Genomic DNA, 16,084 nt, shown 5'->3' on the forward strand with positions numbered 1-16,084 from the left:
TCAGTCCGCCGCCCCGCTTCCGACCTGGAGCTCGATATAGAGGGCGTTGACCAGCCCTTCGTCGCTGAGGTCGCGCAGCGCGTGCGCCTCGAGATCCACCAGGGCCTCGCCGAGGAAGGCCGCGAGCAGGGAGTAGTCGTCGTAGGCGTACTCCTGGAGCAGGGGCAGGATCTCGTCGCGGACGATCGCGGCCAGGGCGCTCACCGAGTCGACCGGAGCTCCGTGCGGCAGAAAGAAGGCCTGCCCGATCTGCTTCTCGCGGTCGAGCTGTGTCCTGATGCGCTGGTTGAGCGCGTCGAGCAGGTCCGCGAGGTGCAGCTGTTCCACATGGCAGCCCTGCAACGGAGCGGAGTCGGGGAGCTGTTCCAGGAAGGCGAAGCGTCGGCGAACCGCCGCGTCGAGCGTGCGGATCGAGCGGTCGGCGGTGTTCATCGTGCCGATCAGGTACACGTTCTCCGGCACGGTGAACTGCTCCTGGCTGAGGGGCAACAGCACCTGGAGGCCTCGCTTGTCCTTCTCCAGCAGGGTGATCAGTTCGCCGAAGATCCTGGGCAGGTTGCCGCGGTTCAGCTCGTCGACGATCACCAGGTACGGATGCCCGGGGTCGGCGGCGGCCGCCCGGCACACTCGCTTGAAGACGCCGTCGACCCGGTCCAGCACGAGACCGCCGGAGCCACCGCTCACCGGACGGAAGCCCTCCACGAAGTCCTCGTACCCGTAGCCGGGATGGAAGGTGACCGTCGTCAGCCGCCCGGCCCGCGTCAACGCGTCGAGTGTCCGCCGGAAGGCCGGGGTGCCCGGATCCGCGTACGGGTCCAGGTCCGACAGCCCGCCCGACAGCTCACCGAGCCAGCGCACGGCGAAGCGCAGGGCCGTGTACGTCTTGCCCGTGCCCGGAGGTCCGTACAGCACCGCCTGTCCCCGCCGGTCGAGCGCGTCGGCGAGCGGTTGCAACCCGGAGTCCAGGGGCTGGGCGGCCAGCGCGACATCGGACGGGTCGGTGCCGGGATCGTCTTCCACCGGCGCCGACTTCGCCTGCCGGATCCTGCTCCACAGCTGGGCGGGAACGTCCTTGACGGTGACGGTCGCCCAGGAGCGTTCGGGCTCGTCGAGCCGTCCCCCGTTGCTCTCGTCCCAGTCCACCTCGACCGTGTGCCGGTACTCGGCGCGGTCCTCCCGCCACACGTAACCGTCCCCGGTCACCCTGCCGACGCCGAGGACCTCGCTCGTCCCCTTGTTCGCCACGACGAGGTCGCCCGGGCGCAGACCGAGCAGTTTCCAGAGCTCGTTGGCCTTCGCGGAGACCTTGGACTGGTTCCCGTTGTACGCGTCCGTGTAGGCGGCGGCGAACGCGGCTTTGAAATCGTCCCTGTCCGCGTAGGACCGCAGATCGGACACGTCGTCCCAGCCGACCGCGATGTACCCGCCGGCGCGGCACTCGTCCCACAGCGCACCGCCGTGGCCGGGGGCGATCTTCACGATCTGCTGGGTCCGGATCGGATCGGCCCACCAGTACAGGAACAGCACCACGAGGTCGTACGGCCAGCCCGCGAACCGCTCGTCGGCGTCGATGAGTTCCTTGAGCCGCGCCTGGAGGGCGAACCGCTCCAGTTTGGGCACGGGCTCGCCCGTCAGACGCTGGACGAAATGGCGTAGCGGATCATTTCCGTAGACCGCGAGCGCGGCCTCGGGGGCGTACACCCGCAGCGTCTTGGCGACGAGGGCGGGGCCGGAACGGATGGCGTCGATGTCGTCGATGTCCGCGAGCCGGCCCGCGCGGGCGGCGGTGACCGCTTCGACGATTCCGGCGCGTACCTCGGCCCAGGCTTCCTCCTCGTCGGCGTAGCGCGAGTCGTGCCACCAGGAACCGTCCTGACTGCGCTGGTAGATGAGGTGCTTGGTCGAGGAGCCGCCGGCGATGCTGCCGAGCGCCTTGCTGCCGAACTCCAGGAGGTAGCAGTAGGGCTTGGTCTGCGCGCTGTCGCCCTGGCCGAGCGCGTAGCGCTCCAGCGGCAGGGTGGGCCAGTCCGCCCAGGGGAAGTCCCGGACGATCTGCTCGGCGGTCGCCTCCATCTCGTTCAGCTTCTTCTCGAAGAGGCCGCGGTCGAACGCCCCGATCGCGTCGTCGAGCGGCCACGGCCGTAGCGCGGCGGCCTGGCGGGGCGAGATCGGACGCAGAACGCAACTGCACGCGCTGGTCAGCGGCTGCCCGGAGCCGCCGAGGAGGCCGATGTCCCGGGCGAACGCGGTGCGCGCGGAGGTGTCATGGGAGGGCCCGGAGTCGATCAGCCGCCGCCACAGCAGCCGGTCCGGGTCGGGGAAGCGGGGGAGCTGAGGGGAGTCGGTGAGGTGCCCGCACTGCGGATCATGGTGGATCTTGCGGCCGTACTTGGGGAGGATGACCTCGCCCGGTGACGGAGTGAGCGCGAAGTCGTGGCTCTCGAAGGTGACCGCCACCTGCTCCTGCTCGTCGGTCATGACCCCTCCCCGTGGCCGGGCGTCACCTGACGACCGGTTGTTCCTGCGTCGGCCTGGCGACCGTATCGCGTGACGACGGCCGCCCACGACCGGAGCGGGATCAGGAGACAGGCCAACCGGCAGGGGGATCAGCTGTGTTGGCTACTCCGGCGACGTGGCTTTCAACGCCAGCCACAGCTCCATCCGCACATCCGCGTCATCGAGCGACCGGCCCAGAATCTCCTCCACCCGCCGCATCCGGTACCGCAGCGTGTGCCGGTGCACGCCCAGATCCGCGGCCGCGGCGTCCCACTGGCCGTGCCGTGACAGCCACGCCCGAAGGGAGGCGACCAGGTCCCCCCGCCCCGTCGCGTCATGCTCGTGCAGAGCCCGCAGCAGCCCGTCCGCGAACGCTTTCACCGCGTCGTCCGCGAGCAGCGGCAGCACAGACCCCGCCGCCAGCTGCTCGTGCTCCACGAACACCCGCGCGCGCCGCCGCGCCACCGACAGCGCCTGTTCGGCCTGCTTGTAGGCCGCGGCGGCGGCGATGGGCCCGGCCGGGGCCGACAGCCCGATGACCAGTTCCTCGTCGTCGGCGCCCGGCTGCTCGGATACGGCACCGGTCCGCGCCGCCTCCAGCGCCGCCGCGTACTCCGCGCACGCCGTCACCGCCGCGCCCCCGTCCGTGGCGAGCACCACCAGCCGCGCGGCCTCGCCCTCACCCTCCGGTACGACCAGCACCGCCTCCCCGGCCCGGGCCGCCGCGGACTCCACGAGCTCGGTGAGCGCGCCCAGCGGATCGCCGTTCGTGCCGGCGGCGGCGACCAGTGCGGCGGCGGAGGCCGTAGCGGCCTTGGTGAGCGCCTCGCGCCCCCCGGTGTCGACGACCCGCGCCGCCGAGACCGACGCCGCCTCGGTGACGATGACGCGGAAGGGGGCGTCCAGGAGGCCGCCGTAGAGGTCTCCCGCCACGGCACGTGCGTGATCCGGCTCACCGGCGAGCAGCATGCGCAGCACCGCCGCGCCCACCCGTTGCTCGGCCGCCTGCAAGGACCGGGACCGCTCGGTGGTCAGGGTCAGCAGTGCGATGGCCGAGTGGACGGCGTACCGCTCCGCCGTGCCCAGCGCCGCCGCCGTCCCCACGGCCAGCGCGGCGCGGGCCCGTCGGCCGGTGCCCAGGGTGTGCAGTTCGACCCGGTCCTCGTTCTCCGGCCCGCCGACCACGGACGACGCCGGCGCGGGCCGCTCCCGCAGCCGTTCCACGTCCGCCGTGAGCCGGGCCGCCCGCCGCCCCGCCCAGTCCGGCGCCGTCGCGACCACGGCACCGGACGCGTCGTACAGCGCCGCCCACCCGTTCACCTGTGAGGCCAGCGCGGCCAGCAGCCCCTCCGGCCCGTCGGTCAGCGCCTGCTTGGTCAGCTCCCGTTGCGCCGCGAACCCGGCCGTCACCGCCCGGTACTGGTCCGCCGCGATGGCCGCCGACACGGCCTTGCTGATCGCGAGGAACGGCGTACGGCGCGGCACCTCCAGCAGCGGCAGCCCCTCCGCGTCCGCGGCCTCGACCAGCGCCTTGGGGATCTCCTCGTAGTTGACGCCGACCGCGAAGCCGAGCCCGACCACGCCCGCCCCGGCCAGCCGCCGCACATAGCGCCGCATCGCCTCGGGGTTCTCCGCGTCCAGCTTCAGCGCGGTGATCAGCAGCAGCTCCCCGCCCTCCATATAGGGGACCGGGTCGGCGAGCTCGCTGACGTGCGCCCAGCGCACGGGCACGTCCAGGCGGTCCTCGCCCGCCCGCACGGTCAGCTTCAGCGCGGAGTGATGGACGAGCGAGGCGAGCGTGGGTGGCATGAGGCCTTCAGGTCGGTGTGATCGTTGTGATCTTTTGGCCGTCATGTATGAACAGCCTGTGACGATTCTGCCTCACCGTACGGTCATGGGGTGACGTGAAGTCCGGACCTAGCCCCGCAGATCCACCAGCAACGGCGGCGCGTGCTCGCCGTCGACGCTGGTCAGCGACAGCACCGCATGCCCGGGCGGCACCGAGTGTGCCAGCTCGGACGCCGACCAGCGCTCGCGCTCGACCTGCCGCACGGTCACCGCGTCCGTCGTCACCGCCTTGCCGGTGACGAGCTTGCGCAGGGCGTGGATCAGCCGGGTCATCGGCTGGTCGGCGAAGACCGTGTGCTTGGCCACCTCGCGTGTCTCCACCCACTCGGTGCCCCAGGCCTGCGCGAACCGGGTGCCGTCCCAGGTCGTCACGCCGGAGAACGCCATACGGCAGCCGATCGCCCCGTACAGCGGGCCGTGCAGGGCCTCGGGGACGTCGCCGATGGTGCGCAGGGCGAGGACGACGCCCGCGTTCTGGGAGCGCAGCCGCTGGATCCGGCGCACCGACTCCGCGGTGACCGCACCGGTGGCGTCATCGAGGACCAGACAGGCGAAGTGGCGGCGCTTCCCGCCGCGCACGACGGCGCCGAACTGGGCGAGGACGAGCCTCGTCAGCAGGCGGGCGGCCTCCTCGTGGCCCTGTTCCGGCAGGTCGATGCGGACCCGCAGCGGGTGGTGGGCCACGGCACGCAGGGAGAACGGCCGGGTGTCACCGCCTGAGCCGAAGAACTCGCTGAACGCCGGCCGGTTGAGGAGCGCGAGCCGGTCGGCGAGGGCGCGGCCCACATCGGCCGGGCTGCCCATCTGCCGGACGCGGGCCTCCAGCTCACGGTGCATCACGGTGTGGCCGCCGGACGCCAGCGCGTCCCTGAGGGCGGACAGCGCCGACGGCTCGCCCTCCAGGAGCTCACGCAGCACCGGCAGGGTGGGGAAACGGCCGTGCACCGCCCGGTAGGGGCCGAGCAGCTGGGCGAGCGCGGTGGCCGCGCTCTGGCTGCCCACGGTGTCGAGGTCGCCCACCAGGCCCTCGGCGAGGATGGCCGCCGCCTCGTCCGGGTCCTCCGACTCCGCGTACGGATCCAGGTCGTGGACGGATGTGGGATCCCCGATCCGGACGACCACGTCGAACGCCGAGTCCGCGGCGAGCCGGGTTCCCGCCGCGGAGACCGCGACGACGGCGCACCGTCCGGCGAGCGCCTGGAGTGCCAACGACTCCGTCACGGGCTCGATCAGGTGCCGCGTCTTGCCCGCCCCGGACGGTCCGATTGCCAGGAGCGACGTCCCCAGCACGTCGGGGCCGAGGGCGGCGCCCGCGTCGTGGTAGGCGCGGGGAGCCCGTTCCGCCGCCACCCACCGCCCGAGGCGTACCTGTCCGGCGAGCAGGTCGTGGTCGGCCGCACGGCGCGGCAGGTCCCTGGCTCCGGAGGGATGCGTCCAGGAGGCGCCGCCCTGGCGCAGCACGGTGTCGCGGAAGGCCTGGAGGGAACCGTCCTGTCCGGCCACGGTCCAGGCGTGCTCCAGCCGGGCGCAGTCCACGTCGTTCATCCGGTGGCCGGCCACCTCGGCGGTCAGCAGGTCGGCCGCCTCGTGCTGTCCCGCCCGCCGCAGTTCGGGCCACTCGGCGCGCGGCCGGTCCGGGGCCGCCGTCGGGCCCTGCTGCGCCGCGGCGCCGCGCGTGGCGAGACGCTCCTTCGCATAGCCCCACCAGTCGCCGACCCGGGCGAACGGCCACAGGACGAGAAGGGTGACGACCGTGTACAGACCGTCGGTGAACAGCACCGAGGTGAACAGGTCGAAGCCGCCGGAGATCAGGGCGACGAGGGAGAACAGGGGCGCGACGACGGGAAGGGCGTCCCAGCCGACGCCGGGAAAGGCGCTCGGGAACACAAAGCTCAGCGTGACCAGGGCGCCCAGCGCGGCGAGCAGCGCCCGCGCGGGCTGGGGCCGCCCGCCCACGTAGTGCCGGACGACGTCGGGCCAGCTGCCCAGCCGGCCCATCGCGTAGACGAGCACGGCGAAGAAGAGTCCGTTGTAGACGACCAGGGCCTCCTGCCCGTGCCAGCCCTTGGCTGACGCGAGAGTGCCGCCCCACCACCAGTCGTCCGGTGTGAACAGCCGCAGCACGGAGTACTGGTACGGGATGCTGCCGCGCCGCCACATCGACCACACGAGCAGCGCCACGACCAGCGGAACGAGCAGTCCGACGACAGTGACCGGCGCCAGCCGTTCGGCGCCCGACTGCGCGGCCTTCGGCAGGCGGTATCCGAACCGCCAGATCCCGGGCCGGGCGTCCGACCGGGGCTCGTTGAGCCAGTCGGCCACGGATCCGGGCCCTGGCTGCGGGGGCCGCTCCCGGCCGTCCCGCGCATCGGGTGCCCGCGTGGGTCGCGGCGGTACCGCGGGGGCCTCCGGCGGCATCGCCGGACGCGGCACAGGCGTCGAGTGCGTGCCCCGAGCGTCCTGCGTCCCGTCGCTGTCCATCGCCCTTTCCCCCTGACCAGCCGTTCGATCCCTGCCATCCACCATCAGCGAGTCAATCTAACGCCCACTCCTGGGTAGTTCACCGCTTACACGGCCGACGGAACGGACGGAGATGCTCCGAGCGGCACGGCCGCCGATCGGCGTCGCTATGTCCACCACGGACAACCGCCGCTCCTGACAACGCCCACATGGAGCATGCCGACGCCCCGCTCCCCGCCCTAGCCTGCGAGAAAAGAGAAGACAAGCGTCCGCAACACCCCCAGGAGCCCCTCATGAGCGCACTTCCGCAGGAGCGCCGCGTCGTCACCGCCATCCCCGGCCCGAAGTCGCAGGAGCTGCAGGCCCGCCGTACCGCCGCGGTCGCGCAGGGCGTGGGCTCCGTGCTGCCCGTGTTCACCGCGCGCGCGGGCGGCGGGATCATCGAGGACGTCGACGGCAACCGGCTCATCGACTTCGGTTCCGGTATCGCCGTGACCAGCGTGGGCGCCTCCGCCGAGGCAGTGGTACGCCGGGCCTCCGCCCAGCTCGCCGACTTCACCCACACCTGTTTCATGGTCACCCCGTACGAGGGCTACGTGGAGGTCGCCGAGGCCCTCGCCGAGCTCACCCCGGGTGACCACGCCAAGAAGTCGGCGCTGTTCAACTCGGGCGCCGAGGCCGTCGAGAACGCCGTCAAGATCGCCCGTGCATACACCAAGCGGCAGGCCGTCGTCGTCTTCGACCACGGCTACCACGGCCGGACCAACCTCACGATGGCGCTGACGGCGAAGAACATGCCGTACAAGCACGGCTTCGGCCCGTTCGCGCCCGAGGTCTACCGCGTCCCGGTCGCCTACGGCTACCGCTGGCCCACCGGCCCGGAGAACGCCGGGTCCGAGGCCGCCGCGCAGGCCATCGACCAGATCGCCAAGCAGGTCGGCGCGGAGAACGTCGCCGCGATCATCATCGAGCCGGTCCTCGGCGAGGGCGGCTTCATCGAGCCCGCGAAGGGCTTCCTGCCGGCCGTCCGGAAGTTCGCCGCCGACAACGGCATCGTCTTCGTCGCCGACGAGATCCAGAGCGGCTTCTGCCGTACGGGGCAGTGGTTCGCGTGCGAGGACGAGGGCATCGTGCCCGACCTGATCACCACGGCCAAGGGCATCGCGGGCGGTCTGCCGCTCGCCGCCGTCACCGGTCGCGCCGAGATCATGGACGCCGCGCACGCCGGCGGACTCGGTGGCACCTACGGCGGCAACCCCGTCGCCTGCGCCGGTGCGCTCGGCTCCATCGAGACGATGAAGGAGCTGGACCTCAACGCCAAGGCGAAGGCGATCGAGGCCACGATGAAGGCCCGCCTCACCGCGATGGCCGAGAAGTTCGACATCATCGGCGACGTCCGCGGCCGCGGCGCCATGATCGCCATCGAACTGGTCAAGGACCGCGCCACCAAGGAGCCCCACCCGGAGGCGACCGCCGCGCTCGCCAAGGCCTGCCACGCCGAGGGCCTGCTGGTCCTGACCTGTGGCACCTACGGCAACGTGCTGCGCTTCCTGCCCCCTCTGGTCATCGGCGACGATCTGCTGAACGAGGGCCTCGACATCATCGAGCAGGCCTTCACCCGCATCTGAGGCCACAGCGAAACCACTGGTGAACGCCGGGTCCCGGTCCCGGGGACCTCATCCGCCCCAGCCCTGTCAGCGCTCGCGATTCCAGGGCTGGGGCGGCTACCGTCAGAGCGTGTGAAGAAGGTGTGCGAGGTGGATGTCAGGACGCGATTCCGTCTGGCTGACACCATCGCCCTGTCGTAGGTTCTCAGCAGATGAGAGATACACCCCGCCCAGAGGGGACTCTGGGCGACATCGGGCCGAGGCCTCCCCAGCTTCGACCTGGTCGTGCCCTCGCGCACACACCCGGAGCTTCCGGCTCCGGATCTCCTCACCGATCGGACAGTCGCCCGCCCCAAACCCCCCGGGGCGTGCGACGATCCGATCCGGACGGCCACCTCGGAACCACCCCCCCTGTTCCGGGGTGGCCGACCTCCCTCTTCCTCCTTCTCGGGCTGCCCGCCCTTCTCTTCGCGCTCATCACCTGGCAGGTGGTGAGCGCGGGCCCGTTGCTGGACGCCGACGCCGCGGCCAGCCGAGCCCTGGCCCACCCGGACCGCCTCTCCGAACTCCTCGCCGACCTGGGCAATGTGCCGGTCGCGGTGCCCGTCCTGGCCCTCGCCCTCGGATACGCCACCTGGCGGCATCGCCGCACTGGTACACACCACTGGTGGCTGCCGGCCACCTCCGCGGCCCTGCTCATGGCACTGGTCCCGGCGCTCGTGGTCCCGGTCAAGCTGCTCACCGACCGCCCCGGCACCCCCGTCGTGCCGCCCGCCACCGGCTACTACCCCTCCGGCCACACGGCCACGGCCGCCATCGCCTACGGTGCCGCGACCCTGCTGCTCCTCCCGTGGCTGACCTCCCTGCTCGCCCGCCGCGCACTCCTCGCCACCTGCGCCGCCCTCAACCTCGGCGTCGGCTTCGGGCTGGTCCGGCGCGGCTACCACTGGCCACTGGACGTCCTGGCCAGCTGGTGCCTCGGCACGGTGCTGCTGGTCTCGCTCTGGCTGTTCCTCAGCCGGAGCATCCCGGCCAGGGCGCGCTAGGTCGTGTCCTGGCCCGCACCGCTCTCGTCGGCTCCCCGCCAATCCGGCGCACCCGCCACCGGCACCACTACACCGCGGACAAACGCCCTTCCGACCCCACGCCCCTACCGTGGACGACGACACACCAGGACACCCCCAACGCGGAAGGGCCGGGAAATCACAATGACTTCCACCCACGCCTTCTGGCTCGCCGGCCGCCAGGTCAGCGGCGAGGACAGCTTTGATGTGACCTCCCCGTGGGACGGGCAGGTCGTCGGCAAGGTGAGCGTGCCGACGGACGCGCAGATCGAGGAGGCCGTGGCCGCCGCCTACGCCGTCCGCGACGACTTCGCCGCCACCCCGGCCCATGCGCGTGCCGCGGCCCTCGACCACGTCAGCCGGCGGCTCGCCGAGCGGACCGAGGAGATCGCCCGGCTGATCTCCGCCGAGAACGGCAAGCCCATGAAGTGGGCCCGAGGCGAGGTCGGCCGTGCTGTGTCCGTCTTCCGCTTCGCGGCCGAGGAGGCCCGGCGGTTCAACGGCGGCGAGGCCCAGCGGCTCGACACCGACCTCGGCGGTCAGGGGCGGCTCGCCCTCACCCGGCGCTTCCCCAAGGGCGTCGTCCTGGGCATCGCGCCGTTCAACTTCCCGCTCAACCTGTGCGCCCACAAGATCGCCCCGGCCATCGCCGCCGGTGTGCCGATCATCCTGAAGCCCGCCCCGGCGACCCCGCTCTCCGGGCTCGTCATCGGTGAGCTCCTGGCCGAGACCGAGCTCCTGGCCGGCTCCTGGAGCATCCTGCCGGTGCCGAACGACAAGATGCCCGCCCTGGTCCAGGACGAGCGCCTGCCGGTCATCTCCTTCACCGGCTCCGAGAAGGTCGGCTACGCGATCATGGACTCGGTGCCGCGCAAGCACTGCACCCTGGAGCTGGGCGGCAACGGCGCGGCGGTCGTGCTCGGCGACTTCGCCTCCGACGCGGACCTCGACTGGGCCGCGACCCGCATCGCCACCTTCTCCAACTACCAGGGCGGCCAGTCCTGCATCTCCGTGCAGCGGGTGATCGCGGACGCCTCCGTGTACGACCGGCTCCTGCCGCGTATCGTCGCCGCCGTCGAGGCCCAGGTCACCGGTGACCCGGGCGACGACGCGACCGACGTCGGGCCGCTGGTCAGCGAGGACGCCGCCCGGCGCGTCGAGGCCTGGGTGGACGAGGCCGTCGCGGCCGGGGCCGTGCTCCTCGCCGGCGGCAAGCGGGACGGTGCCTCGTACGCGCCGACCGTCCTCACCGACGTACCCGCCGACACCACCCTCGCCTGCGAGGAGGTCTTCGGACCCGTCCTCACCGTGCAGAAGGTCGACGGGGAGGCCGCCGCCTTCGCCGCCGTCAACGACTCCAAGTACGGCCTCCAGGCCGGGGTCTTCACGCACGACCTCCAGACCGCCTTCCGGGCGCACCGTGCGCTCGAGGTCGGCGGCGTCGTCATCGGCGACGTTCCCTCCTACCGCGCCGACCAGATGCCGTACGGCGGCGCCAAGCAGTCCGGTGTGGGCCGGGAGGGCGTGAAGTTCGCGATGGACGACTACACCTACGAGCGGGTGCTGGTCCTCACCGGCCTCTCCCTCTAGTAAATGGGATCCATTTTCAGTTAGCCTTGTGGAAGAGGTCCGGCACCGATGCCTTCCGGTGCCGGGCCTCTTCCTTGTGCCGGCCTCTTCCGGACCCTCAACCGGAGAAGCCGACGTGCGCGAGCCGCACCGGACCGCGCAGCCTGAGGTGGACGTCCCGGACGCCCTCGGCGATGATCCCGGCGCGCTTCGTCGCGTAGTCGTACGGGCTCGCGTCGTCCCCCGCCTCGGACGTCAGCACGGCGAGCACCGCACCCCCGTCCAGCGACACGTCGACCGCACCGTCACCGCAGAGCGCCGCCGTCACCGCCGTGACCCCGTTCCCGAAGTCACAGTCCCGGTAGACCAGTTCACCCGAAATGCCCTGCGCCGGCGTCACCGCGTCACCCGCCGTCCGCGTACGGTCGACGATCGCGATGCCGCTCTGCTCGTCGAAGTCGGCCGCGTCCAGTCCACGGCGCAGCACCGGACGCGGGGCGGACGCCTCGCCGTCCAGGACCACCGTCGTCCGCAGCCGGACGTCCTCGCTGGACGCGCCGGCCAGCACCTCGTACGGGCCGGGCTCGCGGCGCCAGCCGCCCCGGGCCACGTCCCAGAAGTCGAAGGCGGACAGCGGGACTTCGAAGCTCAGCTCCGTCCGCTCGCCGGGGGCGAGCCGCACCCGGCTGTGCGCCACGAGCTCGCGACGCGGGCGCGGCACCGACGGGTCCACGGCGCGGGTGTAGAGCTGGGCCACCTCGTCAGCCGCCACGCCGCCCGTGTTGGTGACCGTGAAGGAGACGTGCAGCGAGTCGTCCGTGACGCTGGTCGCGAGGTCGGCATAGGAGAAGGCCGCGTAGGACAGGCCGTGGCCGAACGGGAAAAGCGGGGTCCCCTCGAAGTACAGATACGTCTGGCGGCCGCCGATCACGTCGTAGTCGAGGAGGTCGGGCAGATCGCTGTCGTCGGCGTACCAGGTCTGCGGGAGACGGCCCGCGGGGGAGACGTCGCCGGCCAGGACACGGGCCAGGGCGGTACCGGCCGCCTGGCCGCCGTGGGACATCCACAGCAGAGCCGGAAGGTCCGCGTGATCGACGGCGTACGGGTACGGCGACACCAGCGCCAGCACCGTGTTCGGGTTGGCGGCGCGGGCGGCGCGCAGCAGGCGCTCCTGGTGTTCGGGCAGGCGCAGCGTCGGGCGGTCCTCGGTCTCACGGCCGTGGATGTGAGGGTCGTTGCCCGCGACGACCAGGACCACGTCCGCCTCCGCAGTCACCCTGGTCACGGCGTCTTCGCCGCTTTCGACGACCATGAGCTGGAACGTTTCCGGATGCGCTGCGGCAACCCGCACGCCGTCGGCGGCGACTGAGACGTGGTGACCCGTACCGATGTGCTTCAGGAGGTGCCCGTTCTCGTGCGGTTCCAGACGGAACGTCTCCTGGACGACCCAGCCGCCGGGCTGGTCGGCGGAGGCGCGGACGCAGCCGTCGTCGGCGACCGACAGGTAGCGGCCGTCGGGGGCGCGCAGGGTCAGCACGCCCTCGCCCCAGTCGACCAGCGCGAACTCGGTGCCGACCGGGTCGGTGGTCAGCGGCGGCAGATCGGTGCGGCCGGCCAGCAAGGCCGGGTCCAGGGCGCCCTCGGCGCCGCGCACCTCGTCGTCGGCGTCCGCCTCGAGGACGTGCAGGAAGGTTCCGGCCGAGGTCTTCAGCCGGACCCGGTCCACGCCCTCCGCGAACTCCACCCGCTCCGCGCCGAACCGCTCGTACAGGCCCTCCAGCGGGGTGGAGCGACGGATGAGCGTGCCGCTGTACCAGTCCAGCTTGCACTCGTCGGCGAGCAGACCGACCACGGCGATCCGGGTGTCGGGCGCGAGCGGCAGCACTCCCGCGCTGTTCTTCAGCAGGACGACCGACTGCTCGGCGGCCTCCTGGGCGAGCGCGCGGTGGGCCGGGGTGTCGAAGTCCAAGGTGTGCGCGTGCGGGTCGTACTCCGGGTCGAACTCGCCGAGCCGGAAGCGCACCGAGAGCTGACGGCGTACCGCGGTGTCGATGTCCGACTCCGTCAGCAGCCCCTTGTCGAGGGCGCCGCGCACCCGTGCGGTGATCTTCGAGCTGTCGGTGCCGTGGTCGGTGAAGCTGTCGACGCCGGCCAGCAGCGAGGCGGCCGTGGCCTCCTCGTGGGTGTCGAAGTAGTGCTCGGAGTCGACCAGGTTGGACGGCGCGCTCGCGTCCGAGCAGACCAGCAGGTCCTCGTCGGTCCAGGTGCGCAGGTGCTCGCGCAGATACGGCGAAACGTGGTTGGGGCGGCCGTTGACCAGGTTGTACGCCGGCATCACCCCGGCCGTCGCGCCCGCCTCGACCGTCTCGCGGAAGGCGCGCAGATCGTACTCGTGCAGGACGCGCGGGCGGACCGAGGAGGACGTGACGTCGCGGCCCGTCTCGTTGTTGTGGGCCAGCCAGTGCTTCAGGACGGGCGCGGTGCGCCAGTACGTCGGGTGGTCGCCGCGCAGGCCACGGGTGTACGCGGTGGCGATGGCCGAGGTGAGCTTCGGGTCCTCCGAGTAGCCCTCCTCGTTGCGGCCCCACAGGGGGTGGCGCAGCAGGTTGACGGTGGGGGACCACACGTTCAGTCCCACGCGGTCGTCGCGGGCGCGCATCGCGCGGGTCTCCTTGGAGACGGCCTCGCCGATCCGGCGTACGAGCTCGGTGTTCCAGGTCGCGCCGAGGCCGATCGCCTGGGGGAAGACGGTCGCCGGACCCATCCATGCCACACCGTGCAGAGCCTCCTGCCCGGTGCGGAACCCGGCGATGCCGAGCCGCTCGACGGCTGGCGTGAACTGGTGCAGGAATCCGATCTTCTCGTCGAGCGTGAGCCGCGACAGAAGGTCGTCGATGCGCTTCGCGAACGGCAGTTGCCGATCACGGAAAGGCGGCGTAGGCGGCGTTTGTGCGGTCACGTGGTGTTCCCCTTGCGATGGAGCGGCGAGCTTCTTTCGAAGCGCTTCGATGCTGATTCGATCCGGGGTGCGTGTCAAGAGACCCCGTCGCAACAACTCCGACTCCTGACCTTTATTTCAAGCGCCGTAAGACAGCGGTCGGATCCTCCACACCTCGGAGGAATCTTGGAATCGACCCTTGTGCGCCCCTATGCCTTCACTTAACCTCGCAGCAACATCGAAGCGCTTCGACTACTTCGACTTCGACTACGAGGCTCGCCCGCTTCGGGCATCCCCGCGGCCGTGGTCGCAGGATCGCTTCAGCTCAGCCAGTTCCACTTAAGACACCGCAGCCGACGGCCCACCGCCGGGTGTCCAGGTGCGCCATGAAGGGTTGACGCAATGACGCCGAACGCCGCCCCCGCCCCCTCCGGACCGAGCCGGAGAAGCTTCCTCGCCTCCACGGCGGTCGCCACCGCAGCGGTGGCGGGTGGGATGCCACTGCTCGCCGCCTGTGGCGGTTCGGAAACCGGCTCGCGCGAAGGAGCCACGTCGGGCAAGGCCGCGGACAAGCTGCTCCCGACGTACGTCGCCAGCACGTTCGCCAAGCCGGACATCCCGTCGAAGAACGGTTCGGCGGCCGGCTACACCGGCAAGGTCGACCTCGCCGCCCTCGCCACCTCGGTCCCGGAAAAGCTCGGCACCGGCGCTCCCCTCAAGATCATGGCCCCCCTCTGGGGCTCCCCGCCGAAGCCCGGAAACCCCTACTACACGACACTCGACGAGGTCGTCGGCACCAAGATCACCTGGCAGAACCAGGACGGCATGACCTACGGCGAGAAGCTCGGGGCCGTCCTCGCCTCCAGCTCCATACCCGACGTGGTGGTCGTGCCCGACTGGGAACTGGTCGGCAAGATCTCGAACGCGGTCACCGCGAAGTTCATGGACCTCGGCCCCTACCTGTCGGGCGACAAGGCCAAGAAGTACCCGAACCTGGCCGCGATCCCCTCCGACGCCTGGCGCATGAGCATCTTCGGCGGCGCCCTGCGCGGCATCCCGATGCCCGCCGCCTCCGCACCCGGCATCGTGCCCTTCTACCGCAAGGACATCTTCGACAAGAAGGGCTACACGGTTCCCAAGACGGCCGACGAGTTCCTCAGCTGGGCGAAGGAGGCCACCAGTGCCAAGGCCAAGGTGTGGGCCTGTTCTGACATGAGGTGGTCGGCGGCGGGCTTCTTCGGTGTCCTGCCCGCTGGACCGATCGGCTGGAACATCGGGGACGACGGCAAGCTGACGTACCGCCACGAGCATCCTGAGTACCTCGAACATCTGGAGTGGGTCCGCAAGCTGTTCGCCGCCGGTGTGGTACATCCCGACGACAAAGCAAACACGGGCGACCCCGCCCAGCGGTTCACCGCCGGGCAGACCCTGGTCTACAACCAGAACATGTCCGACTGGTACGGCAAGACCACCGAACAGGCCCAGTCCAACCCGGACTTCGAGATCGACGGCATGGACTACTTCGGCGCCGACGGCGGCAACCCGACACTGTATGCCGGGCAGCCCGCCACCATATGGTCGATGATCCGCAAGGGCGCCTCGAAGGAGACCGTCGAGAACGCGCTGGCCGCCGCAAACTTCGCGGCCGCGCCCTACGGCACCAAGGAGCGGATGTACGTCGACTACGGCGTCGAGGGCACCCACTACACGGTCAAGGACGGCGTCCCGGTCAAGAACGACCGGGGTCTCCAGGAGGTGAACAACGCCTGGGTGCTGCTGGCGGCCCCGGCTCCCTACCTCGCCCACCCCGACTTCCCCGAGGTCACCCGCAAGCAGGTGGAGTGGCAGCAGCGGCAGGGCGCCTTCGTCAAGAAGACGTCCACGTACGGCATGAAGATCGTCGAGCCGAGCCGCTACGCCACCCTCTCCAGCCAGTTCGAGCAGCTGGAGATCGACTTCGTGCGCGGCAACAAGAAGCTGTCCGACATACAGCAGGCCATCTCCACCTGGAAGTCCTCCGGCGGTGACAAGCTGCGCGACTGGTACAAGCAGCTCATCGACAAGAACGGCAGCGGCAACTGATGTCGCTCACGGCCGGGAGC

Annotated in this window: 8 protein-coding genes; 4 read left to right on the forward strand and 4 right to left on the reverse strand. The window is 71.2% G+C overall.

Annotated elements, in window-relative coordinates; all coding sequences use genetic code 11:
* From KUM44_RS42800 to KUM44_RS42810, 3 genes are all read right to left on the reverse strand, one after another.
* Positions 1-2,478, reverse strand: coding sequence for an McrB family protein (locus tag KUM44_RS42800; RefSeq protein WP_217215157.1), 2,478 nt, complete (start codon positions 2,476-2,478; stop codon positions 1-3).
* Positions 2,479-2,619: 141 nt separating this feature from the next.
* Positions 2,620-4,305: a PucR family transcriptional regulator gene (locus KUM44_RS42805; protein WP_217215158.1), complete on the reverse strand. Its 1,686-nt coding sequence runs from the start codon at positions 4,303-4,305 to the stop codon at positions 2,620-2,622.
* Between the two features lie 108 nt (positions 4,306-4,413).
* A complete protein-coding gene (locus KUM44_RS42810; RefSeq protein ID WP_217215159.1) occupies positions 4,414-6,825 on the reverse strand; it encodes an ATP/GTP-binding protein in 2,412 nt (803 codons plus the stop codon).
* Positions 6,826-7,097: 272 nt separating this feature from the next.
* Here KUM44_RS42810 and gabT point away from each other — a divergent pair, with 272 nt between their 5' ends.
* From gabT to KUM44_RS42825, 3 genes are all read left to right on the forward strand, one after another.
* Entirely contained in the window at positions 7,098-8,432 is a 1,335-nt protein-coding gene (gene gabT, locus KUM44_RS42815) for a 4-aminobutyrate--2-oxoglutarate transaminase (protein WP_217215160.1), read from the forward strand.
* 221 nt (positions 8,433-8,653) lie between these two features.
* Positions 8,654-9,457 carry a phosphatase PAP2 family protein gene (locus KUM44_RS42820; RefSeq protein WP_374202126.1) on the forward strand — a complete coding sequence of 268 codons (804 nt, stop codon included), beginning with the start codon at positions 8,654-8,656 and terminating at the stop codon, positions 9,455-9,457.
* 162 nt (positions 9,458-9,619) lie between these two features.
* Positions 9,620-11,065 (forward strand): aldehyde dehydrogenase family protein, encoded by a 1,446-nt coding sequence (locus KUM44_RS42825; RefSeq protein ID WP_217215162.1) that lies wholly within the window; start codon positions 9,620-9,622, stop codon positions 11,063-11,065.
* Between the two features lie 97 nt (positions 11,066-11,162).
* Here KUM44_RS42825 and KUM44_RS42830 read toward each other — a convergent pair whose 3' ends face one another.
* A complete protein-coding gene (locus KUM44_RS42830; RefSeq protein WP_217215163.1) occupies positions 11,163-14,003 on the reverse strand; it encodes a glycoside hydrolase family 3 C-terminal domain-containing protein in 2,841 nt (946 codons plus the stop codon).
* 381 nt (positions 14,004-14,384) lie between these two features.
* Between KUM44_RS42830 and KUM44_RS42835 the strand changes: the two genes are divergently transcribed.
* Entirely contained in the window at positions 14,385-16,064 is a 1,680-nt protein-coding gene (locus KUM44_RS42835; protein WP_217215164.1) for an extracellular solute-binding protein, read from the forward strand.
* Positions 16,065-16,084 lie beyond the last annotated feature (20 nt).

This window comes from Streptomyces sp. AC550_RSS872, from assembly GCF_019049285.1.
Taxonomy (GTDB): Bacteria; Actinomycetota; Actinomycetes; order Streptomycetales; family Streptomycetaceae; genus Streptomyces.

Bases quoted from the DNA above. Each gene is read 5' to 3' on its own strand.
- KUM44_RS42810 (WP_217215159.1), bottom strand. From the start codon at position 6,825: ATGGACAGCGACGGGACGCAGGACGCTCGGGGCACGCACTCGACGCCT.
- KUM44_RS42835 (WP_217215164.1), top strand. From the start codon at position 14,385: ATGACGCCGAACGCCGCCCCCGCCCCCTCCGGACCGAGCCGGAGAAGC.
- KUM44_RS42805 (WP_217215158.1), bottom strand. From the start codon at position 4,305: ATGCCACCCACGCTCGCCTCGCTCGTCCATCACTCCGCGCTGAAGCTG.
- gabT (WP_217215160.1), top strand. From the start codon at position 7,098: ATGAGCGCACTTCCGCAGGAGCGCCGCGTCGTCACCGCCATCCCCGGC.
- KUM44_RS42825 (WP_217215162.1), top strand. From the start codon at position 9,620: ATGACTTCCACCCACGCCTTCTGGCTCGCCGGCCGCCAGGTCAGCGGC.
- KUM44_RS42800 (WP_217215157.1), bottom strand. From the start codon at position 2,478: ATGACCGACGAGCAGGAGCAGGTGGCGGTCACCTTCGAGAGCCACGAC.